At 74.2% G+C, this 20323-nt stretch carries 16 protein-coding genes; all 16 read right to left on the bottom strand.

All coding sequences use genetic code 11. The annotated features are described in order from the left end of the window. Positions 1-27: 27 nt before the first annotated feature. The 16 genes from cobA to ACZ7RU_RS18385 all read right to left on the bottom strand — a co-directional run bounded on the left by cobA (position 28) and on the right by ACZ7RU_RS18385 (position 20242). On the bottom strand, positions 28-1275 hold the full coding sequence (cobA, locus tag ACZ7RU_RS18460) for a uroporphyrinogen-III C-methyltransferase (protein WP_470341979.1): 1248 nt from the start codon (positions 1273-1275) through the stop codon (positions 28-30). Between the two features lie 106 nt (positions 1276-1381). Then, complete coding sequence (cobT, locus tag ACZ7RU_RS18455; RefSeq protein ID WP_470341978.1) at positions 1382-5326, bottom strand: nicotinate-nucleotide--dimethylbenzimidazole phosphoribosyltransferase; 3945 nt, start codon at positions 5324-5326, stop codon at positions 1382-1384. Positions 5327-5809: 483 nt separating this feature from the next. Continuing rightward, positions 5810-7066 (bottom strand): precorrin-6y C5,15-methyltransferase (decarboxylating) subunit CbiE, encoded by a 1257-nt coding sequence (gene cbiE, locus ACZ7RU_RS18450; RefSeq protein ID WP_470341977.1) that lies wholly within the window; start codon positions 7064-7066, stop codon positions 5810-5812. Positions 7067-7203: 137 nt separating this feature from the next. Continuing rightward, positions 7204-7839: a GNAT family N-acetyltransferase gene (locus ACZ7RU_RS18445; RefSeq protein ID WP_470341976.1), complete on the bottom strand. Its 636-nt coding sequence runs from the start codon at positions 7837-7839 to the stop codon at positions 7204-7206. Between the two features lie 198 nt (positions 7840-8037). Continuing rightward, positions 8038-8862: a MetQ/NlpA family ABC transporter substrate-binding protein gene (locus ACZ7RU_RS18440; RefSeq protein ID WP_470341975.1), complete on the bottom strand. Its 825-nt coding sequence runs from the start codon at positions 8860-8862 to the stop codon at positions 8038-8040. A 57-nt stretch (positions 8863-8919) separates the two neighbouring features. Beyond that, positions 8920-9648 carry a methionine ABC transporter permease gene (locus ACZ7RU_RS18435; RefSeq protein WP_470341974.1) on the bottom strand — a complete coding sequence of 243 codons (729 nt, stop codon included), beginning with the start codon at positions 9646-9648 and terminating at the stop codon, positions 8920-8922. Continuing rightward, positions 9645-10685, bottom strand: a complete 1041-nt coding sequence (locus ACZ7RU_RS18430; RefSeq protein WP_470341973.1) for a methionine ABC transporter ATP-binding protein — start codon at positions 10683-10685, stop codon at positions 9645-9647. Before ACZ7RU_RS18430 ends, ACZ7RU_RS18435 begins: the two co-directional genes overlap by 4 nt. A gap of 544 nt (positions 10686-11229) precedes the next feature. Next, positions 11230-11730 carry a GNAT family N-acetyltransferase gene (locus tag ACZ7RU_RS18425; RefSeq protein WP_470341972.1) on the bottom strand — a complete coding sequence of 167 codons (501 nt, stop codon included), beginning with the start codon at positions 11728-11730 and terminating at the stop codon, positions 11230-11232. 205 nt (positions 11731-11935) lie between these two features. Further along, positions 11936-12193, bottom strand: a complete 258-nt coding sequence (locus tag ACZ7RU_RS18420) for a sigma-70 RNA polymerase sigma factor region 4 domain-containing protein (RefSeq protein WP_470341971.1) — start codon at positions 12191-12193, stop codon at positions 11936-11938. 135 nt (positions 12194-12328) lie between these two features. Continuing rightward, positions 12329-13753 (bottom strand): argininosuccinate lyase, encoded by a 1425-nt coding sequence (gene argH / locus ACZ7RU_RS18415; RefSeq protein ID WP_470341970.1) that lies wholly within the window; start codon positions 13751-13753, stop codon positions 12329-12331. 136 nt (positions 13754-13889) lie between these two features. After that, positions 13890-14438 carry an arginine repressor gene (locus ACZ7RU_RS18410; protein WP_049652068.1) on the bottom strand — a complete coding sequence of 183 codons (549 nt, stop codon included), beginning with the start codon at positions 14436-14438 and terminating at the stop codon, positions 13890-13892. Positions 14439-14461: 23 nt separating this feature from the next. Further along, positions 14462-15685 carry an acetylornithine transaminase gene (locus tag ACZ7RU_RS18405; RefSeq protein WP_470341969.1) on the bottom strand — a complete coding sequence of 408 codons (1224 nt, stop codon included), beginning with the start codon at positions 15683-15685 and terminating at the stop codon, positions 14462-14464. Between the two features lie 5 nt (positions 15686-15690). After that, on the bottom strand, positions 15691-16566 hold the full coding sequence (argB, locus tag ACZ7RU_RS18400) for an acetylglutamate kinase (protein WP_470342178.1): 876 nt from the start codon (positions 16564-16566) through the stop codon (positions 15691-15693). A gap of 172 nt (positions 16567-16738) precedes the next feature. Next, positions 16739-17911 carry a bifunctional glutamate N-acetyltransferase/amino-acid acetyltransferase ArgJ gene (gene argJ / locus ACZ7RU_RS18395; protein ID WP_470341968.1) on the bottom strand — a complete coding sequence of 391 codons (1173 nt, stop codon included), beginning with the start codon at positions 17909-17911 and terminating at the stop codon, positions 16739-16741. Further along, positions 17908-18936, bottom strand: coding sequence for an N-acetyl-gamma-glutamyl-phosphate reductase (argC, locus tag ACZ7RU_RS18390; RefSeq protein ID WP_470341967.1), 1029 nt, complete (start codon positions 18934-18936; stop codon positions 17908-17910). Before argC ends, argJ begins: the two co-directional genes overlap by 4 nt. A gap of 94 nt (positions 18937-19030) precedes the next feature. Next, positions 19031-20242 carry a methyltransferase gene (locus tag ACZ7RU_RS18385; RefSeq protein ID WP_470341966.1) on the bottom strand — a complete coding sequence of 404 codons (1212 nt, stop codon included), beginning with the start codon at positions 20240-20242 and terminating at the stop codon, positions 19031-19033. Positions 20243-20323: the final 81 nt, after the last annotated feature.

Below are 20323 nucleotides of genomic sequence, written 5' to 3'. Positions count from 1 at the left end.
GGGCCGGCCTTCCCGCTCCGGACGTGCCTACGGCCGGAAGGCCGCGGCCAGCACGTCGACGACGTCTCCGACCACGATGACCGCCGGGGGCTTGACGCCCTCGGCCTCGACCACCGCGGCGACGGTGCCGAGGGTGGCGTCCACCCGGCGCTGGGCCGCGGTGGTGCCCTCCTGGACGACGGCGACCGGGGTGTCCGCGGGCCGGCCGTACTCGACCAGCCGGGCGGCGATCGCGCCGATCTTGTCGACGGCCATCAGCAGCACCAGGGTGCCGCTCATCTTCGCGGCGGCCTCCCAGTTGGTGAGCGAGCGCTCGTCGTCCGGGCCGACGTGGCCGGAGATCACTGTGAACTCGTGGGTCAGGCCGCGGTGGGTGACCGGGACGCCGGCCGCCGCGGGGACGCTGATCGAGCTGGAGATCCCGGGCACCACGGTGACCGGCAGCCCGGCCTCCGCGCAGGCCAGCAGCTCCTCGCCGCCGCGGCCGAAGACGTACGGGTCGCCGCCCTTGAGCCGGACCACGAACTTTCCGGCCTTGGCGTGCTCGATCAGGGTGCGGTTGATCGCCTCCTGGGCCATGAAGCGGCCGTACGGGATCTTGGAGGCGTCGATCACCTCGACGTGCTCGGGCAGTTCGGCGAGCAGCTCGCGCGGGGCGAGGCGGTCGGTGACGACCACGTCCGCGTCGGCGAGCAGCCGGCGGCCGCGCACGGTGATCAGGTCGGGGTCGCCGGGGCCGCCGCCGACCAGGGCCACGCCGGCGCCGTGCGAGCGGTACTGGCGGGCGGCCAGCGAGCCGTCCCGCAGGCCGTCCACGATGGCGTCGCGCAGGGCGGCGGAGTGCCGCGGGTCGCCGGTGAGGACGGCGACGGTGGCGCCGGCGTCGCGGCCGCTGGCCGGGGTCCAGGCGGTGGCCGCGGCGGCGTCGTCGCTGCGGGAGCAGAACACCCGCTCGCGCTCGGCCTCGGCGCTGACCGCCGTGTTGACGGCCTGGTCGTCGGTGGCGACCAGGGCGTACCAGGTGTCGGCCAGGTCGCCGTCCCGGTACGGGCGGGCGTGCCAGGTGAGCTCCCCGGCGTCGGCCATCGCCTGGACGGCCGGGGTGGTGGTCGGGGATATCAGGTGCAGGTCGGCGCCGGAGGCGATCAGGGCGGGCAGCCGCCGCTGGGCGACCTGGCCGCCGCCGACCACGACGACGCGGCGGCCGGCCAGCAGCAGGCCGACCGGGTAGGGGGTACGGCCCTCGGTGCTCGGGTGCGGGGTGGGCGCGGTCATCGGCGGTGCTCCTGATCGGGGTGACGGTGTGGGGATGGTACGGCACGACACCGCTCCGCGGTCCGGCGCGCCCTCGGGCCGGTCCACGGAGCGGTGACGGGGTGCGTCAGGCCTTCTCGGTGACCCCGGCGGAGTCGAAGGTGGCTACATCGTGCATCGCCCGGGCCGCGCTCTGCACCAGCGGCAGGGCGAGCAGGGCACCGGTGCCCTCGCCGAGCCGCAGGTCCAGGTCGATCAGCGGACGCAGGCCGAGCTTCGCCAGTGCGGCCTGGTGGCCGGGCTCGGCGGAGCGGTGGCCGGCGATGCAGGCGGCCAGCACCTCGGGGGCGATGGCCTTGGCGGCCAGCGCGGCCGAACCGGCGATGACGCCGTCCAGGACCACCGGGGTGCGCAGCGAGGCGGCGCCCAGCAGGAAGCCGGCCAGGGCGGCGTGCTCCAGGCCGCCGACGGCGGCGAGGACGCCGATCGGGTCGCTCGGGTCGGGCTGGTGCAGGGCCAGCGCGGCGCGGACGACCTCGATCTTGCGGGCGTGGGTCTCGTCGTCGATGCCGGTGCCGCGGCCGGTGACCTCGGCCGGGTCGAGGCCGGTGAACACCGAGATCAGGGCGGCCGAGGCGGTGGTGTTGGCGATCCCCATGTCGCCGGTGACCAGCGCCTTGTTGCCCGCCGCGACCAGGTCGCGGGCGGTCTCGATGCCGACCTCGACGGCCTTCAACACCTCTTCCCGCGTCATGGCGGGGCCCTGGGTCATGTCGGCGGTGCCGGGGCGGACCTTGCGCGGCAGCAGGCCGGTGGCCCGGCCCTGCTGGACGGCGTCCGGCAGTTCGGCGGCGACGCCGACGTCGACCACGCAGACCTCGGTGCCGATCTGCTTGGCGAAGGAGTTGATCACCGCTCCCCCGGCCAGGAAGTTGCCGACCATCTGGGCGGTCACCTCCTGCGGCCAGGGGCTCACGCCCTGGGCGTGCACGCCGTGGTCGGCGGCGAAGATCGCCACGCAGGCGGGCTCCGGGATCGGCGGCGGGCACTTGCGGGACAGGCCGCACAGCTGGGCGGAGATGATCTCCAGCATGCCGAGCGAGCCGGCCGGCTTGGTCATCCGCTTCTGCCGGTCCCAGGCCTCGCCGAGCGCCTTGGCGTCCAGCGGACGGATGCCGCGCAGGGTCTCGGCGAGCAGGCTCTGCGGCTCCTCGCCGGGCAGCGCGCGGTTGCCGTACTGCTCCTCGTGGACGACCCAGGAGAGCGGGCGCTTCTTGGCCCAGCCCTGCTGCTCCAGCTCGGGCTCGCCCGGGAACTCGTCGACGAAGCCGACGCACAGGTAGGCGACGACCTCCAGGTGCTCGGGCAGGCCGAGCTCGCGGACCAGCTCCTCGTCGTCGAAGAAGCTCACCCAGCCGACGCCCAGGCCCTCGGCCCGGGCCGCCAGCCAGAGGTTCTCCACGGCCAGGGCGGCCGAGTACGGGGCCATCTGCGGCTGGGTGTGCCGGCCCAGGGTGTGCCGGCCGCCGCGGGTGCGGTCGGAGGTCACCACGATGTTGACCGGGGTGTCGAGGATGGCCTCGATCTTGATTTCCTTGAACTGCTTGGCCCGGCCCTTGGGCAGCGAGTCCGCGTACGCCTCGCGCTGGCGCTCGGCCAGGGCGTGCATCCGCCGGCGGGTCTTGGCGGAGCGGATCACCACGAAGTCCCAGGGCTGCGAGTAGCCGACGCTGGGCGCGGTGTGGGCGGCCTCCAGGACGCGGATCAGCACCTCGTGCGGGATCGGGTCCGGGCGGAAGCCGTTGCGCACGTCGCGGCGCTCGCGGATCACCTGGTGGACGGCCTCGCGGCCGGCCTCGTCGAAACCGGGGGCGGCCGGGCCGCGCGGCTCGGCGGGCTCGGCGGGCTCGGCGGGCTCGGCGGCCTCCTCGGGCTGCTGCTCCGGCTGCTCCTGCGCCTCCGCGGCGACGGGCTGCTCGGCGGCGGCCTGGTCCTCGGCGGGCTCGGGGGCCTCGGGGGCGTCGGTGGCCTGGTGGGCTTCGACGGCGGGCTGCTCGGCGGGCTCGGCGGCCTGCTCCTGGGCGGGCCCCTGAGCGGCGGGCTCCGCGACGGCGGCGGGCTCGCCCTCGGCCTCGGCCTCGGCCGGAGCCTCCGCCTGCTCGGCGGCCGGTTCCACGGGGGCCTCGGCCTCCGGGGCCGCGGGCTGCTCGGCGGCCTCGGCGGGTGCGGCCTGCTCGGCGGGCTCCGTGGCCTGCTCGGCGGCCTCGGCGGCGGGCTCCTCGACGGCTACGGCGGGCTGTGCCGCCTCCGCCTCGGGCGCGGCCTCGGCCTGCGCCTCGGTGACCGGCTCGGCGACCGGCTCGGCAGCGGCGGTGGCGTCGGCCTCCGCGGGCGCCTCGACGGCCTGCTCCGCGACCGGCTCGGCGGGCGCCCCGGCCGGGGCCTCGGGCTGCTGCTGCGGCTGCTCGGCCTCGGCGGCGGGCTCGGTGACGGTCTGACCGGAGGGCATCTCACCGGTGCCCGCGGCGGTCTCGGCGACCGGCTCGGCGACCGGCTCCGCGACGGCCTCCGGCGCGGTCTCGACCGGGTGGGCCTGCACGACGGCCTCGACGGCGTCGGCGATCTGGGCGGGCTCGGCGGACGCCACGGCCTCGGCGGTCGGAGCGGCCTCCACGACCTCGGCGGCCTCGGTGACCTCGACGGCCTGCGGCGCGTCGGCGGCGGCCGCTATGGGGACGGACTGCTGCGGGGCCGCCTCCTCCACGACCGGAGCCTGCTCGGCCGGCGCCACCTTGGGCAGGCCGTGCGGGGTGGGCGCGGCGAGGAAGGCGGAGATCCGGCGCGGCTGACCGGCCGGGGCGGTGGCCTCCGGCTGCTCGGCGGGCTCGGCGGCACCGTCGGTGGCAGCACCCTCGGCGGCGACGGCCTCGACAACAACGGCCTCGGCGACGGGCGCACCGGCCGCCTCGGCCACCGGCTGGACGGCCTCGCTCTCGGGCTGGGCCTCGGCCTGGGCCTGGGCCGGCTCGGCCACCACGGCCTGCGGCGCGCCCTCGGCGGCCTCGACCGCCTCGGCGCCGGCCTGGGGGGCCGTCATGTCCTGCGCGGGCTGGGCCGGGACGGCCTGGACGGCCTCCGGCATCTCCACGACCTCGATCACCTCGATCGCCCCGACCGTCTCGACGGCCAGCACGGTCTCGACCGGCGGTGCGGCCAGCGGCACCTGCTGGGCCTGCTGGAAGTCCTGCGTCGGCTGCTGCCCGTCCACGACCGGAACACCCGGGGCCGCCGGAGCGACCGGCGCCGGGACGGCCTGCGGCGGGACGGCCTGCGGCGCGACGGCGGGAGCCGGGGCGGCGGCCTCGGCCATCGGCGGCCGGCCGACCACCGGGATGCCGTGCGCGGGCGTGCCGCCCTGCGAGGGGCCCCGGTCGGCCAGCGAGCGGACCGGCACCTGGCCGGTCATCAGCGACGGGTCCGGGATCGGCGGGCCGGCGTGCAGCGGCCGGCGCGGCTGCTGAGCCTGCGTCACCGGCTGCTGCGGCTGCATCTGGACGGGCTGCTGCTGGAGGGCCTGCTCGGCGCCGAGCGCCGGCGGGTCCACCGGCGGCCAGGACGGCTCGACCGGCATGCCGTCCGGCTGCGGCGCGAGCGGCATCTGCTCGGCCGGGACGGCCGCCGGCTCGCCCCAGGAGCCCTGCGGGCCGGGCATCAGCAGCACGTCGTCCTCGTCGTCCAGGCCGTCCGGCGTGTCGGGCTGGTCGAGGAAGTGGAAGGCCGGGCGCGGGGCGCCCTGGTCGACGGCCCAGCCGTCGCCGGGGTGGCCGGGCTGGGGCACGCCGGGAACGCCGTAGCCGTGCTGGCCCTGCGGCGGGATGACGCCCGCGCCCGGGGGCACCGCGCCGGGGACTCCGCCGATCGGGGCCGCCGGGTCGGGGATCAGTCCGCCGTCCGTCGCGACGCCCTGGAGGGGTGCAACGCCCGCGACGCCCTCCGGTCCGCCGAGCGGGTCCGGCCCGGCGTGCAGGTGCTCCGGCAGTCCCTCGCCCGGGACGTGGCCGCCATCGGTCATTGTCAAAGCTCCTTCCAGGCCGCTGCCGCGCCCTCGGCGACACGATCACCGATCGCAGCGCCCATCCGCACGGGCCGAACCAGCACCGACCCGCCCCTAACCACACGCGGCCGCCGCGCCGTGGCGCTGCGGCCCAAGTCCATCCGGTGCGCTGCGGCACCCCGGTCCGGCGCGCCGCCCGTACGGGGCGGCACATCGTCTGAAACAACGACAACCCGGAGCAACCGGCACGACCGCACCGGACCCTACGGCATTCTCCAGGTCCGGCACGAGGCCCGTCGAATTGCCCACACTTCGAGCGGAACCGGATTGCACCGCGTCAAAAACGTGACAAACCGACCGAATCGGGTGGGTCGCCGACCGACGCGGCCGCCCATGACGTCACACTACCGGCACGGCGCGGTCACCTCTCGAATCGGTGTCCGGATGCGACCTGGATCACCGTCGACCCCACCGGACGGTCCCGGCGCGCGCCCACGGCCTTCACACGATCTGCTCACCCCAGAGCACCAGTGCGCCGGTTCCGCCCGCTCCCGGCGCCAGCCCGTCGCCGTCCCCCACCGGCCGCAGCGGGGTCGACTGGAGCAGCGCGCCGTCCGCCCGGTAGCCGGCCCCGGCGATCGCCCGGTGGACCTCCTCGGCCTCGGCGAGGGTCCGGGGCAGCGCGACGAACCGCTCCGGACGCCGGGCCAGCACCGCGCGCACCACGTCGAGGCCGCCGGACTCCACCACCGCCGCGTCCGGCTCCGGCAGGCCGCCCAGCACCTCGGGACCGCTCCCGTACACCGTCTCCACCTCGACGCCGTAGCGACGGGCGTTGACGGTCAGCCGGGCGCAGGCCGAGCGGGATCCCTCCACCGCGACCACGGCGGCGCCGAACCGGGCCGCCTCCACCGCGAGGGCGCCGCTGCCGGCGCCGACCGACCAGACCAGGTCCCCGGGACGGGCACCCAGACGGGCCAGCACCAGGGCGCGCACGTGGGCGGGGAGCACCTCCGGTGCGCCCGGTTCGTCCTCCGCGCGCCCGGCGCCCGCGTAGGCGTCACCGGGGAGTGCCCAGCCGCGGTCCGCGCCGGGGTAGCCGACCGGGCGGCCGGCGAGCCAGCCGGCCGCCTCGTCCACCACCGCGGCCCGGGCGCCGCCCCCGATCACCAGCACCACGTTGGGATCGCGCCACACGTGGTCGGCGATCCGGTCGGAGGTGAGGACGGTGACGTCCTCGTCGGGGGTGCCGAGGGCCTCGCAGACCACGAAGGTCCGGTGCACCCCGCGCAGCATCAGGGCGAGTTCGGCGGGCCCGGCACCCGGCGCGGTGAGCACCGCGACCTTGGGGTGGGCCCGGCAGATGTTGGCCGCGCGGCGCAGCCGTCCGCCGTGCACGCTGACCACCTGGGCGTCCTCCCAGGGCATGCCGGCCCGGGCGAAGGCCGCGGCCACCGAGGAGACGGCGGGCAGCACCTCCAGTTCGAGTCCGTACTCGGGGCGGCGCAGGGTGCGCACCACACCGAAGAAGCCCGGGTCGCCCTCGGCGACCACGACGGCGGCGCCGCGGTGCTCGGCGATCCTGCGGGCGGCCTCCCGGACGTTGCCGAGGGTGATCCGCTCGGCGGACTCCGGCACCGGGAGCGCGTTCAGTTGGTAGGGGGCGCCGGCCACCAGGGTCGCCGCGGCCAGGGCCGCGCCGGCGGCCTCGGTCAGCGGTGTGCCGTCCCACCCGATGACCGTGATCCGGTCAGCCATCTGCGGCCGTTCTCCCTCGACTCGGTGTGCCACGCGATCCGCCGTCGTGCGGTGCCGGTCCAGAGGCTACCGGGTGTGATCCCCGAGGACCCGACATCTCGCACGGATGTCCGCGCGGGGAGGACGGACGGCGCGACTCAGTCGCGCAGCACGTAGCGGTGATCGCCGTGCCAGCCGTCGTGGTGCGGTTCGGGCGTTTCCAGGTCCTCCGGGAGCAGGCTCCACAGGATGAGGTCGCTGCGGCTCTCCTCGACCACCTCGCCGGACTCCCCCCGGACTATCCAGGCGCTGCGCAGCACGCCCTCGCTGATGCCGCCGATCTTCTGGGCGACCTGCTGGGCGGCGGTGTTGCCGGCGGCGGTGCGCAGTTCCAGGCGCAGGAAGCCGCGGTCCTCGAACAGCCACTGGGCGACGCCGAGGACGGCCTCCGGGGCGTAGCCCTCGCCGCGCGCCCAGACGGCGGTGACGTAGGAGATCTCGGTGCTGCGCAACCGCCAGTCGGTGTTGCGCAGTTCGACCAGGCCGACCAGGCGCTGGGTCAGGTGCTCGGTGACGGCGAAGACGATGCCGCGTCCGGCGGCCCGGTGGGCGGGGGCGAGGGTGCGGGCGAGGTCGGCCGCGTACTCCTCGGTGAAGGGGTGCGGCAGGTCCGTCCAGGCGAGGACGAGGTCGTCGGCCATCATGGTGGCGAGGCCGGGGGCGTCGTCCTCCGCCAGGGGCCGCAGCAACAGCCGCTCGGTGCTGATGGCGGTCTCGGGGAAGCTCGCTGCCATGCCGTCTCTCCTCGCCGGGTCGTGAACACAACACCGTACGCCTCCGTCGTGCCCCGGGTGCCACGCGGTGCGCTGCCCGCACGACGGTACGTCAGAACGCGATCGGCCGGAGTGTCGCTGCTGCATACTGCCCGACCGGGCCCCCGCCGAGGTGCGGCGGGGGCCCGGTCGGGATCGGGGCGTCGAGCGGGTCGCGACTCAGAAGGCCGGGACGACCGAGCCCTGGAAGGTGTCGTTGATGTACTTCTTGACCTCGTCGGAGTGCAGCAGCTCGGCGAGCTTCTTGACCCGCGGGTCGTTCTCCTTGCCCTTCTTGACGGCGAGGATGTTGGCGTACGGGTTGCCCTCGGCCTTCTCCAGCACCAGGGCGTCGGTGGCCGGCTTCAGGCCGGAGTCGATCGCGTAGTTGCCGTTGATGACGGCGGCGTCGAGGTCGGCGACGGAGCGGGGCAGCTGGGCGGCCTCCAGCTCCTTCCACTTGAGGTTCTTCGGGTTGCCGGTCACGTCCGCCGGGGTGGCGGTGGTGGTGACGCCGTCCTTGAGCGTGATCAGCTTGTTGTCGGCGAGCAGCTTGAGCGCGCGGCCCTCGTTGGTGGCGTCGTTCGGCAGGCCGACGGTGGCGCCGTCCGGCAGGTCGGTGATCGCCTTGACCTTCTTGGAGTAGACGCCCAGCGGCTCCAGGTGCACGGGCTCGACCGACACGATGTCCGTGCCGCGCTTCTTGTTGAAGTCCTCCAGGTACGGGACGTGCTGGAAGTAGTTGGCGTCGGCCGAACCGTCCTGCACCGCCGTGTTGGGGGTCACGTAGTCGGTGACCTCCTTGATGTCGAGCTTGAGGCCCGCCTTCTCCGCGAGGTTGTCCTTGACGTACTTCAGGATCTGGCCGTGCGGGGTGGGGCTGGCGACGACCTTGAGCGGCGCGTTCGGGTCCGAGGAGGAGGACCCGGAGCTGCCGCAGGCGGCGAGCGAGAGGGCGATGCCGGCGGTGGCGAGGATGCTGGTGGACTTCAGGGCGTTGCGCACGAAAAGTGCCTTTCTGCATGGAACGGGGAGCCGCGTCCGGGGTCGGACGGGGGAGGTCTAGGAGGCGACGAGGTCCTTGTCGGGAGCCGTCGGGGTGCGGCGGAGCAGCCTGGTCCGGCCGCCGGCGCGGCCGCGCTGGGAGAGCCGCTGGACGGCGAAGTCGCCGATCAGCTGGACGGCGGTCACCAGGATCACCAGCTCGGCCACGATGACCCACATGAAGGCGGTCTCGAAGCGCTGGTAGCCGTAGTTGACGGCGAGGGTGCCGAGGCCGCCGCCGCCGACCGTGCCGGCCATCGCGGAGTAGCTGATCAGGGTGATGACCGTGGTGGTGACCGAGGCCACGACGCCGGGCAGGGCCTCGGGCAGCAGGGTCTTGCGGACGATCGTCCAGGTGCTGCCGCCCATCGACTGGACCGCCTCGACCAGGCCGCGGTCGACCTCGCGCACGGAGGTCTCGACCAGGCGGGCGAAGAAGGGGATGGCGCCGATGGTCAGCGGCACGGTCGCCGCCTGCCAGCCGATGGAGGTGCCGACCAGCCACCGGGTGAAGGAGATCAGCGCGATCATCAGGATGATGAACGGCACCGAGCGGGCGATGTTCACGACGAAGCCGATGGCCTTGTTGACGGCCCGGTTGGCCAGCAGGCCGCCCTTGTCGGTGAGCACCAGCAGCACGCCCAGCGGCAGGCCGAGCAGCACGGTGACGAGCGCGGACACCCCGACCATCTGGAAGGTCTCCTGGGTGGCGGGCCACATCAGCTCCTGCATCTGGTCCCAGGTCATGCCACCGCTCCGTTCGCCGTGCCGATGCCGTCCGCACCGAGGAGGTCCACCTGCAGGCCCTGCTCGCGCAGGTAGCCGATCGGCACCACGTTGTCCTGGTGGCTGCCCGGCAGTTCGACCCGCATCCGGCCGACCATCCGGCCGGCGATGGTCTCCACCGCGGCCCCGAGGATGTTGATGTCGATCTGGTAGGTGCGGGCGAGCTGGGAGACGAACGGCTGGGCCGAGCTGTCGCCCTGGAAGGTGATCTCCAGGACGGTGGAGCCGGCGTGGCCGGTGCCGAACTCGCTGAGCGGGAACAGCTCGCGGGCCAGCTCCGAGCCGGGCTCGGCCAGCAGGTCGGTGAGCTCGCCGGACTCGACCACCCGGCCGCCGCGCATCAGGGCGGCGGAGTCGCAGACGGACTTGATCACGTCCATCTCGTGGGTGATCAGCAGGACGGTGAGGCCCAGCTGCTGGTTGAGGTCGCGCAGCAGCTTGAGGATCGAGCGGGTGGTCTCCGGGTCGAGCGCCGAGGTGGCCTCGTCGGAGAGCAGCACCTTGGGGTCGCCGGCCAGCGCCCGGGCGATGCCGACGCGCTGCTTCTGGCCGCCGGAGAGCTGGTGGGGGTAGCTGCGGGCCTTGTCGCCGAGGCCGACCAGGTCGAGCAGTTCGGCGGCCTTGCGGCGGCGCTCGGTGCGGTCCAGTCCGATGATCTCCAGCGGGAGCTCGACGTTCTGCTGCACGGTCCGCGAGGAGAGCAGGTTGAAGTGCTGGAAGACCATGCCGATCCGGCGGCGGGCCTCGCGCAGCTCCCGGCCGGCCCGGTTCTCGCCGCCGGCCAGGGCGGTGAGTTCGACCCCGTCCACGGTGACCGTGCCGGAGGTCGGGCGCTCCAGCATGTTCACGCAGCGGATGAGGGTGGACTTGCCGGCGCCGCTGGTGCCGACGACTCCGTAGACCTCGCCCGGGCGGACGTGCAGGTCGACGCCGGCGAGGGCGGTCACCTCGCGGCCTCGGGAACGGTAGACCTTCGTCAGGTCCGTGGTGGTGATCACAGCGACTTTCCGTGGGTCGGGGGCGGGCGGCGTGGGCCGACCGCGCGACCGGTGTGCGGTCGGCGGCGGCGTTACGGCGCTGCGCCGGGAGGGTCCGGACCTACCATCCCCTGATCGTGGCCGCTGGACGGCCGGGCCGCGCGACGGCGTGGCCCTAACGAGTCACCGGCCCGCGGGTGGGCGGGCACGGCGGAGGGAGGGGTCCGGGAGAAGGGGCGCGCTCGCACGGGCGGGAGCGGCGCGGAGTCTCGCTTCGGGGCGCGAGGGGGAGGCACCCTCAGGGGGTGCCGGGGGCGGTGGCCCTCAGCAGTGACACATTCGACGACACATGGCACGCTCACCTGCCGGCAGGGTGCCGGTGGGGGTCCAGTTCGTCGTCGCAGTCATGTGAGCCAGTAAAACAGATGGGTGGTTTTCCGCCCAATTATTTGCCGGAGCTGTCCGCAATGCGGACATGCACCGCTGCTACCAGCGCGGATACGGCTCGGCGCCGCCACCGGGGGTCCGGATGGTGGCGGCGCCGGGAACCGTGCGCGGGGCGGGCTCAGGCCGTCGCGGCGAACGGCGTCGCGACGGGCTTCTCCAGGTGGACGACGCTCAGCCGGCTGTTGACCTGCTCGACCCGGGTCTGACGGTACCCCTGGCGGGCGTACAGCCGCAGGTTGCCGAGGCTGCGGTGGCCGGTGGTCAGCCGGTAGGCGCTCACCGGGCCGTCCTGGGCCATGCTGCGCTCCAGCGCGTCCATCAGCCGGCTGCCGAGGCCGTGGCGCTGCATCCGCGGATGGACGACCAGGCGCCCTATCCGGCCGACGCCGTCGGCGCCGACATGGCCGCGGACCGTGCCCACCACCTCGTCGCCCAGCCGGGCGACCAGGAAGTGCTGTTCGGACAGTTCGGCGCGCAGGCTCTCCAGGCTCTGCGTCAGGGGCTCGATCGCCCAGTCGCCGTACAGCTCGGCCTCGGGCTGGTAGCCGAGGTACTGGAGCTTGAGGATCTGCTCCGCATCCTCGGCCGTCGCGGCCGAGATGATCACGCTCATGCCCATGTGAAGGGGCCTCCCCAGTCGTCGTGCCCGGCGCGCAGAGGGTGGCGCGCTCACGCTCAGTATCCGAGTGATCGCGTCACCGTCAAGAGCTGCGTTCGCCAGCGCTCTACCCGGGGGTCAGCTCCCCTCAACCTTCGCGGGGGTGGACGTGAGGAGGGTCACCTCCCGGGCCACGAGGGTTCCGCGGGGTCGTACGGGCCCGCGCTCAGGGGTAGCGCTCCCCGTGGAGCAGCGTCCGCAGGCAGGCCAGGCAGCGGGAACGGGTGGGGCCGATCGAGCCGCGCGGCATGCCGAGCCGCTCGGCGAGCTCACGGTAGGTGGGCGGCGGGTCCTCGGCGAGCGCGGCGATCAGCTGCGGACAGCGGCCGGGCAGGGCGGCGACAGTGTCGCGGACCACCCGGCGGCGGTGTTCGGCGAGGTAGACGTCCTCGGCGGAGGGGACGGGCGGGATGGCGGTGCACACACCGTGGATGACGGTCCGGGGCGGGGCCGGTTACGCCCGGGCCGACGCGCGGACGCGGGAGGGGCGCGCCGGTCGGACCGCCGCGCCCCTCCCCCGCCGCGCCGGGGGTCGGCCCCGGCCCGCGTTCGCCGGAGGTCAGCCCCGGGCCCACTCCCGCTGCCGCGCCAGGTCCGCCTTCACCTCGGCGAGCTGGACCGCGACCGCCGAGGGGGCGGTGCCGCCGCGCCCGTCACGGGCGGCGATGGCCCCGTGGACGCTGAGCACCGAGCGCACCTCGGGCGTCAGGTGCCCGGAGATCGCGGCGAACTGCTCGTCCGTCAGGTCGGACAGCTCGATGCCCTCGGCCTCGCAGACCTTGACGCAGGCACCGGCCACCTCGTGCGCGACCCGGAACGGCACGCCCTGCTTGACCAGCCACTCGGCGATGTCGGTGGCGAGCGAGAAGCCGGCCGGGGCCAGCTCCTCCAGCCGCTCCCGGTGCACGGTGAGGGTGGCCATCATCCCGGTGAACGCGGGCAGCAGCACCTCCAGCGTGTCGCAGGAGTCGAAGACCGGCTCCTTGTCCTCCTGGAGGTCCCGGTTGTAGGCCAGCGGCAGCGCCTTGAGGGTGGCCAGCAGGCCGGTCAGGTTGCCGATCAGCCGGCCGGACTTGCCCCGGGCGAGCTCGGCGATGTCCGGGTTCTTCTTCTGCGGCATGATCGAGGAGCCGGTGGAGAAGGCGTCGTGCAGCGTGATGAAGCCGAACTCCTTGGTGTTCCAGATGATCACCTCCTCCGCGATCCGGGAGAGGTTGATGCCGATCATCGCCGTCACGAAGGCGAACTCGGCGACGAAGTCGCGCGAGGCGGTGCCGTCGATGGAGTTGCCCGCCGAGCCGCCCTCGAAGCCGAGGTCGGCGGCGACGGCCTGCGGGTCGAGGCCGAGCGAGGAGCCGGCCAGCGCGCCGGAGCCGTACGGCGAGACGGCGGTGCGGGCGTCCCACTGGCGCAGCCGCTCGGCGTCCCGGCCGAGGGCCTGCACGTGCGCGAGGACGTGGTGGGCGAAGAGCACCGGCTGGGCGTGCTGGAGGTGGGTGCGGCCCGGCATCGCGGTGTCCGGGTGCGCCTCGGCGAGGCCGACCAGGGCCTGCTGGAGGTCGAGCAGCAGGCCGCCGATGGTCCTCGCGTGGTCCCGCAGGTACATCCGGAACAGGGTGGCGATCTGGTCGTTGCGCGAGCGTCCGGCCCGGAGCTTGCCGCCGAGGTCGGGGCCGAGGCGCTCCAGCAGGCCGCGCTCCAGGGCGGTGTGCACGTCCTCGTCGGCGACGGTGCCGGTGAAGGCGCCCGCCTCGACGTCGGCGAGCAGCCGGTCCAGGCCGGCCAGCATGCCGGCCAGCTCCTCGTCGGAGAGCAGTCCCGCCTTGTGCAGGACCCGGGCGTGCGCCTTGGAGCCGGCGATGTCGTACGGCGCGAGGCGCCAGTCGAAGTGGACCGAGGCCGAGAGCCTGGCCAGCGCCTCGGACGGGCCGTCGGCGAAGCGCGCGCCCCAGAGGCGGACGTCGGAGGACTGCTCGGCGGTCATCGCGTGGCTCCTTCATGGATGTGCGGTGCGTGGCATAAGTATGCACGATGCCGTATGAAAAACAAACCCCGGCCGGACGGTCTCCGTCGGCCGGGGTCGTGGGGTCGGGCGGTGCCGCGCTCGCCGCGGCGGGGCGCTACTGCGCCTTCGCCTGGGCGAGTTGCATGAGGTGGTCGGCGAGCGCCTGGCCGCCGGCCGGGTCGCGGCTGATCAGCAGGACGGTGTCGTCGCCCGCGATGGTGCCGATGATCTCGAACACCTCGGCCTGGTCGATCGCCGAGGCCAGGAACTGGGCGGCGCCCGGCGGGGTGCGCAGCACCACCAGGTTGCCGGAGGCCGTCGCGGAGACCATGAGCTCGCCGGCCAGCCGGGCCATCCGGCCCTCGCTGGCCGACTCCCCCATCGGGGCGCGCGGCGTGCGGTCGCCGCCCTCGGCCGGGACGGCGTAGATCAGCGCGCCGTCCCGGTTGCGGATCTTGACCGCGCCCAGCTCGTCCAGGTCCCGGGAGAGGGTGGCCTGGGTGACCACGAGTCCGTCGTCGGCGAGCAGCTTGGCGAGCTGGCTCTGCGAACGCACGGGCTGGCGGGTGAGCAGGTCCACGATCCGCCGGTGGCGCGCGGTGCGGGTCTGCGGGACCTGCGGCGTCGGGCCGGCGGCGGATGGGCCGGAGTGGGATGCGGTCATGTGATTATTCTCCCGGACGGCGGTCAACTCGCATCGGCCGGGGCGCTCTCGCGCACCGTCCGGAGGATGCCCGGCAGCGCGGCCAGGAACGCGTCCGCCTCCGGTTCGGTGAGCACCAGCGGCGGGGCCAGCCGGACGGCGTCCGGGACGGCCGCGTTGACCAGGAAGCCCGCCTCCTGCGCGGCGGCCTGGACCTCGGCCGAGACCGGTGCGGTCAGCACGATGCCGAGCAGCAGGCCCGCGCCGCGCACGTGCGAGACCAGCGGGTCGCCGAGCGCCTCGACGCCGTGCCGCAGCCGCTCGCCGAGCTTGCGGGCGTGCTCCAGCAGGCCCTCGGACTCAATGGTGTCCAGCACCGCGAGCCCGGCCGCGGCGGCCACCGGGTTACCGCCGAAGGTGGTGCCGTGCTGGCCCGGGGTGAGCAGTTCGGCGGCCGGCCCGAAGGCGAGCACCGCGCCCATCGGCAGGCCGCCGCCGAGCGCCTTGGCCAGGGTGACCACGTCCGGCTCCACGCCCTCGTACGCCTGGTGGGCGAACCAGTGGCCGGTGCGGCCGACGCCGGTCTGGATCTCGTCCAGGACCAGCAGGGTGCCGGTGGCCCGGGTGATCTCACGGGCCGCCTTCAGGTAGCCCTCGGGCAGCGGGACGGCGCCGTTCTCGCCCTGGATCGGCTCCAGGAAGACGGCGGCGGTCTCCTCGGTGACGGCCGCGCGCAGCGCCTCGACGTCGCCGAACGGGACGTGGGTGACGTCGCCGGGCAGCGGGCGGAACGGGTCCTGCTTGGCGGGCTGGCCGGTCAGCGCGAGGGCGCCCATGGTGCGGCCGTGGAAGCCGCCCTGGAGGGCGACCAGGTGGGTGCGGCCGGTCCGCCGGCTGATCTTGAAGGCGGCCTCGTTGGCCTCGGCGCCGGAGTTGCAGAAGAACACCCGGCCGCCGGGGCGGCCGTCCAGCTCCAGCAGCCGCTCGGCGAGCGCGATGGTGGGCTCGGCCATGAAGAGGTTGGAGACGTGGCCGAGGGTGGCGATCTGCCGGCTCACCGCCTCGACGACGGCCGGGTGGGCGGTGCCCAGGGCGTTGACGGCGATGCCGCCGAGCAGGTCGGTGTACTCCTTGCCGTCGGCGTCCCAGAGCTTGCTGCCCTCGCCGCGCACCAGCGGGATGCGGGGGGTGCCGTAGTTGTCGGTGAAGGAGTGCTGCCAGCGCTCGGCGAGCTGCTCGTTGTGGGTCGCACCAGTCCCGCCAGTCATGCCAGTCATGCCAGTCCCCCGGTCACGGTCGGTTCGTCGTCCGGCACGACCATCGTGCCGATGCCCTCGTCGGTGAAGATCTCCAGCAGCAGGCTGTGCTGCACCCGGCCGTCCAGCACGCGGGCGGTGCCCACGCCGGAGCGGACGGCGCGCAGGCAGCCCTCCATCTTGGGGAGCATGCCGCTGGCCAGGTCGGGCAGCAGCTCCTCCAGCTCGCTCGCGGTGAGCTGGCTGATCACGTCGTCGGAGTTCGGCCAGTCCTTGTAGAGGCCCTCGACGTCGGTGAGGACGACGAGCATCTCGGCGCCGAGCGCGACCGCGAGGGCGGCGGCCGCGGTGTCGGCGTTGATGTTGTAGACGTGGCCGTCGGTGCCGCGGGCGATCGAGGAGATGACCGGGATGCGGCCGTCGGCGATCATCGCCTTCACCGCGCCGGCCTCGATGTTGACGATGTCGCCGACCAGGCCGATGTCCACCTGCTCGCCGTCCACCACCGCGTAGCGCTTGACGGCCGTCATGGTGTGGGCGTCCTCGCCGGTCATGCCGACCGCGAACGGGCCGTGCTCGTTGAGCAGGCCGACCAGCTCGCGCTGCACCTGGCCGGCCAGCACCATCCGGACCACGTCCATGGTCTCCGGGGTGGTGACCCGCAGGCCGTTGGTGAAGCTCGACTCCAGGCCCAGCCGGTCGAGTTGGGCGCTGATCTGCGGGCCGCCGCCGTGCACCACGACCGGGTGCAGGCCGGCGTAGCGCAGGAAGACCACGTCCTGGGCGAAGGCGGCCTTGAGGCTGTCGTCCACCATGGCGTTGCCGCCGAACTTGATGACGACGGTCTTGCCGTGGAAGCGCTCCAGCCACGGCAGCGCCTCGATCAGCGTCATGGCCTTGGGCAACGCGGTGTTGTTGCGGGCCTGTTCGCCCTTGGGTGCGATCTGCACGGGATTCCCTCGTCGGAACGGATGTCGCGGATCTGGCGTCGCGGACCGGGTGTCGCGGATCCGGTCCGCGGACCGGGTGTCGCCGCCCAGGGTGTCGCGGACGAAGTGACGCGGATCAGGTCGAGTAGGCGCTGTTCTCGTGAACGTAGTCGGCCGTCAGGTCGTTGGTCCACAGCGTGGCGCCCGCCGTACCGGCGTTGAGGTTCGCGGTGATGACGACCTCGCGGCCCTTCATGTCCACCAGGTCGCGGTCCTCGCCCACGCCGCCGGCCCGGCAGACCCAGACGCCGTTGATGGCGACGTCCAGCTCGTTCGGGTCGAAGGCGGCGGAGGTGGTGCCGATCGCGGCCAGCACCCGGCCCCAGTTGGGGTCCTCGCCGTGGATGGCGCACTTGAGCAGGTTGTTGCGGCTGATCGTCCGGGCGACCTCGACCGCCTCGTCCTCGGTGGCGGCACCGGTGACGTCGATCCGGATCTCCTTGCTCGCGCCCTCGGCGTCGCCGATCAGCTGGCGGGCCAGGTCGGCGCTGACCGTCCGGACGGCCTCGGCGAACTCGGCCTGCTCCGGGGTGACGCCGGAGGCAGCGGAGGCGAGCAGCAGCACGGTATCGTTGGTCGACATGCAGCCGTCGGAGTCGATCCGGTCGAAGGTGGTGCGGGTGGCGCCGCGCAGCGCGGCGTCCAGGGCGGCGCTGTCGACGGCGGCGTCGGTGGTGAGCACCACCAGCATGGTGGCGAGGCTCGGGGCGAGCATGCCCGCGCCCTTGGCCATACCGCCGACCGTCCAGCCGGCCGGGCTGGTGAACTGGGCGGTCTTGTGCACCGTGTCGGTGGTCTTGATGGCGATCGCGGCGGCCTCGCCGCCGGCCTCGCCGAGTTCGCCCGCCGCCAGGGCGACCCCGGGCAGCAGGATGTCCATCGGCAGCCGCACGCCGATCAGGCCGGTGGAGGCGACGGCGACCTCGCCCGCGTTGAGGCCCAGCTCCTCGGCGGCCTTCTCCGCGGTGGCGTGGGTGTCCTGGAAGCCGAGCGGGCCGGTGCAGGCGTTGGCACCACCGGAGTTGAGCACGACGGCGGAGACCCGGCCGCCCTTGAGGACCTGCTCGGACCAGAGCACCGGCGCGGCCTTGACCCGGTTGGCGGTGAAGACGCCGGCCGCGGCGAGCGAGGGGCCGTCGTTGACCACCAGGGCGAGGTCGGGGGTGCCGGAGGCCTTGATGCCGGCGGTCACACCGGCGGCACGGAAGCCCTTGGCCGCGGTCACTCCGACGTTCACGCTGTTGCTCACGGTGCGACTCCGTTCACGGGAAGGCCCAGCTCCTCGGGTAGGCCCAGGGCGATGTTCATGCTCTGCACCGCGCCGCCGGCGGTGCCCTTGACCAGGTTGTCGATCGCGCTGATCGCGATGATCCGCCCGGCGGCGGCGTCCAGGGCGACCTGGACCAGGGCGGTGTTGGCGCCGTAGACGCTGCTGGTCTGCGGCCACTGCCCCTCGGGCAGCAGGTGGACGAAGGGCTCGTCCGCGAACGCCTCGGTGTAGGCGGCGCGCAGGCTCCGGGCCGTCACCCCCGGCCTGGCCTTGGCCGAGCAGGTGGCGAGGATGCCGCGCGGCATCGGGACGAGGGTGGGGGTGAAGGAGACGGTGACCGGCTCGCCCGCGAGCGGGGTGAGGTTCTGCGCCATCTCCGGGGTGTGCCGGTGGACCCCGCCGACGCCGTACGGGCTGACGCTGCCCATCACCTCACTGCCCAGCAGGTGCGGCTTGGCGGCCTTGCCGGCGCCGGAGGTGCCGGAGGCGGCGACCACCACGGCCTCCGGCTCGGCGAGCTGCGCGGCGTACGCGGGGAACAGCGCCAGGGAGACGGCCGTCGGGTAGCAGCCGGGCACGGCGATCCGGTTGCTGCCCTTCAACGCGGCGCGGTGGCCGGGGAGTTCGGGCAGGCCGTAGGGCCAGGTGCCGGCGTGCGCGGAGCCGTAGAACTGCTCCCAGTCGGCGGCGGCCCGGAGCCGGAAGTCCGCGCCGCAGTCGATCACCAGGACGTTCGGGCCCAGCTCCTCCGCGACGGCGGCGGACTGGCCGTGCGGCAGCGCCAGGAACACCACGTCGTGGTCGGCCAGCACCTCGGGGGTGGTGGCGTCGAGGACGCGGTCGGCGAGCGGGAACAGGTGCGGCTGGAGCGCGCCCAGCCTGGTGCCCGCGTTCGAGCCGCCGGTCAGCGCCCCGATCTCCACCTCCGGGTGGTCGAGCAGCAGGCGCAGCACCTCACCGCCCGCGTAACCGCTCGCGCCGGCGACGGCGACTCGCAATGCCATGGCGTTCCTCCTTCGACTTGGCATGAATATACGCGTGGCGGAAAATTCATGCAAGGAGTTCATGCCGGGACCCGGCGGGGCGGAGCCGCCCGGGTCAGCGCTTGACGGCCCGCAGCACCACGAACTTGGGGTTCCCGGCGACGAGTCGGCAGTTGCCGAAGAGGCGGCGCAGCTTGACGTGGTAACCGAGGTGGCGGTTGCCGACCACCCAGAGTTCGCCGCCGGGCCGCAGTGCCCGCTTGGCGCCGGTGAACATCCGCCAGGCGGTGGCGTCGGTGGTGGCCTGGTGGGAGTGGAACGGCGGGTTGTTGAGCACCAGGTCCACCGACCCGGCCGCGACCACGTCCGGGGCCAGGGCGTCGGCGGCCAGGAACTCGGCCGGGGCGTCCGGGCCCAGGTTGGTGCGGAAGGTCTCCTCGGCGGAGGCCACCGCCTGGTGCGACTCGTCGACGAACAGCAGCTCCGCGCCGGGCCCGGCCAGCGCCGCGGCCGTACCGACCACGCCGTTGCCGCAGCCGAGGTCCACCACCCGGGCGCCGGGGGCGGGGACGGGCAGGTGGGCGAGGAGGAAGCGGGTGCCGATGTCGAGCCGTTCGGCGCAGAAGGTGCCCGCGTGGTTGACGACGGTACGGCCGGAGGCCGGGCCGATGTCCGGCGGCAGCGCGTAGCGGTGCGGCCACGGGCTGGGGCCGGGGTCGAGGGTCCGGTCCGGGGTGCAGAGGATCAGCCGGGCCTTGCGGACCGCCAGCGAGGTGCGGGTCGGGCCGAGGATCCGCTCGAACAGCTGGAGCGTGGAGGTGTGGATCTCGGTGACCATGCCGGTGCCGATCACCACGGTGCCCTCGTGGACGGCCGGCGCGAGCCGGTGCAGCTGGTCCTCCAGCAGGGCCAGGCTCTTGGGGACGCGCACCAGCAGCACGTCGATCCGCTCCGGCACCGCGTCCCGGGTGGTCAGCAGCCGCGCCTCGTCGACGGCGGCGCCGGCCCGGGCCAGGTTGGCCAGGGTGGCCTGCCGGCCGAGGTGGGAGTCGGTGATCTGGAGGGGCCGGTACTCGGCGAGCGCGGTGGTCAGCGCACCCCAGCGGTCACCGAGGACGGCGACCGTTCGGCCGGCCAGGTCCGTCGCGGCGCCGGCCGCGCTGTCGGCCTCGCCCGCGAGGTGGCGCAGCAGGTACTCGTCGGCGGCGTCCCAGCCCCGGAGCCGCTCGCGCGGGTCCACCGGGAAGCGGGTGAGCTCGAAGGTGCCCCACGGGGTGGCGAAGGCGGTGTTCGACGGGGTCGCGGCGGGCGTGGTCTGGGAATTCATCGTGCTCTCAGGCTATCCGACGGCCCCCGGGGACGATTACGGACGGATACTGGAAGAGCCCGACCGAGAGGGGTGAGGGCG

Source organism: Kitasatospora sp. NPDC114501, from assembly GCF_055633695.1.
The sequence above is the reverse complement of the archived record's forward strand: the minus strand, read 5'-3'. Positions and strand labels throughout refer to the sequence as shown.

Bases quoted from the DNA above. Each gene is read 5' to 3' on its own strand.
- cobA (WP_470341979.1), bottom strand. From the start codon at position 1,275: ATGACCGCGCCCACCCCGCACCCGAGCACCGAGGGCCGTACCCCCTAC.
- cobT (WP_470341978.1), bottom strand. From the start codon at position 5,326: ATGACCGATGGCGGCCACGTCCCGGGCGAGGGACTGCCGGAGCACCTG.
- cbiE (WP_470341977.1), bottom strand. From the start codon at position 7,066: ATGGCTGACCGGATCACGGTCATCGGGTGGGACGGCACACCGCTGACC.
- ACZ7RU_RS18445 (WP_470341976.1), bottom strand. From the start codon at position 7,839: ATGGCAGCGAGCTTCCCCGAGACCGCCATCAGCACCGAGCGGCTGTTG.
- ACZ7RU_RS18435 (WP_470341974.1), bottom strand. From the start codon at position 9,648: ATGACCTGGGACCAGATGCAGGAGCTGATGTGGCCCGCCACCCAGGAG.
- ACZ7RU_RS18425 (WP_470341972.1), bottom strand. From the start codon at position 11,730: ATGGGCATGAGCGTGATCATCTCGGCCGCGACGGCCGAGGATGCGGAG.
- argH (WP_470341970.1), bottom strand. From the start codon at position 13,753: ATGACCGCCGAGCAGTCCTCCGACGTCCGCCTCTGGGGCGCGCGCTTC.
- ACZ7RU_RS18410 (WP_049652068.1), bottom strand. From the start codon at position 14,438: ATGACCGCATCCCACTCCGGCCCATCCGCCGCCGGCCCGACGCCGCAG.
- ACZ7RU_RS18405 (WP_470341969.1), bottom strand. From the start codon at position 15,685: ATGACTGGCGGGACTGGTGCGACCCACAACGAGCAGCTCGCCGAGCGC.
- argB (WP_470342178.1), bottom strand. From the start codon at position 16,566: ATGACGCTGATCGAGGCGCTGCCGTGGCTGGAGCGCTTCCACGGCAAG.
- argC (WP_470341967.1), bottom strand. From the start codon at position 18,936: ATGGCATTGCGAGTCGCCGTCGCCGGCGCGAGCGGTTACGCGGGCGGT.
- ACZ7RU_RS18385 (WP_470341966.1), bottom strand. From the start codon at position 20,242: ATGAATTCCCAGACCACGCCCGCCGCGACCCCGTCGAACACCGCCTTC.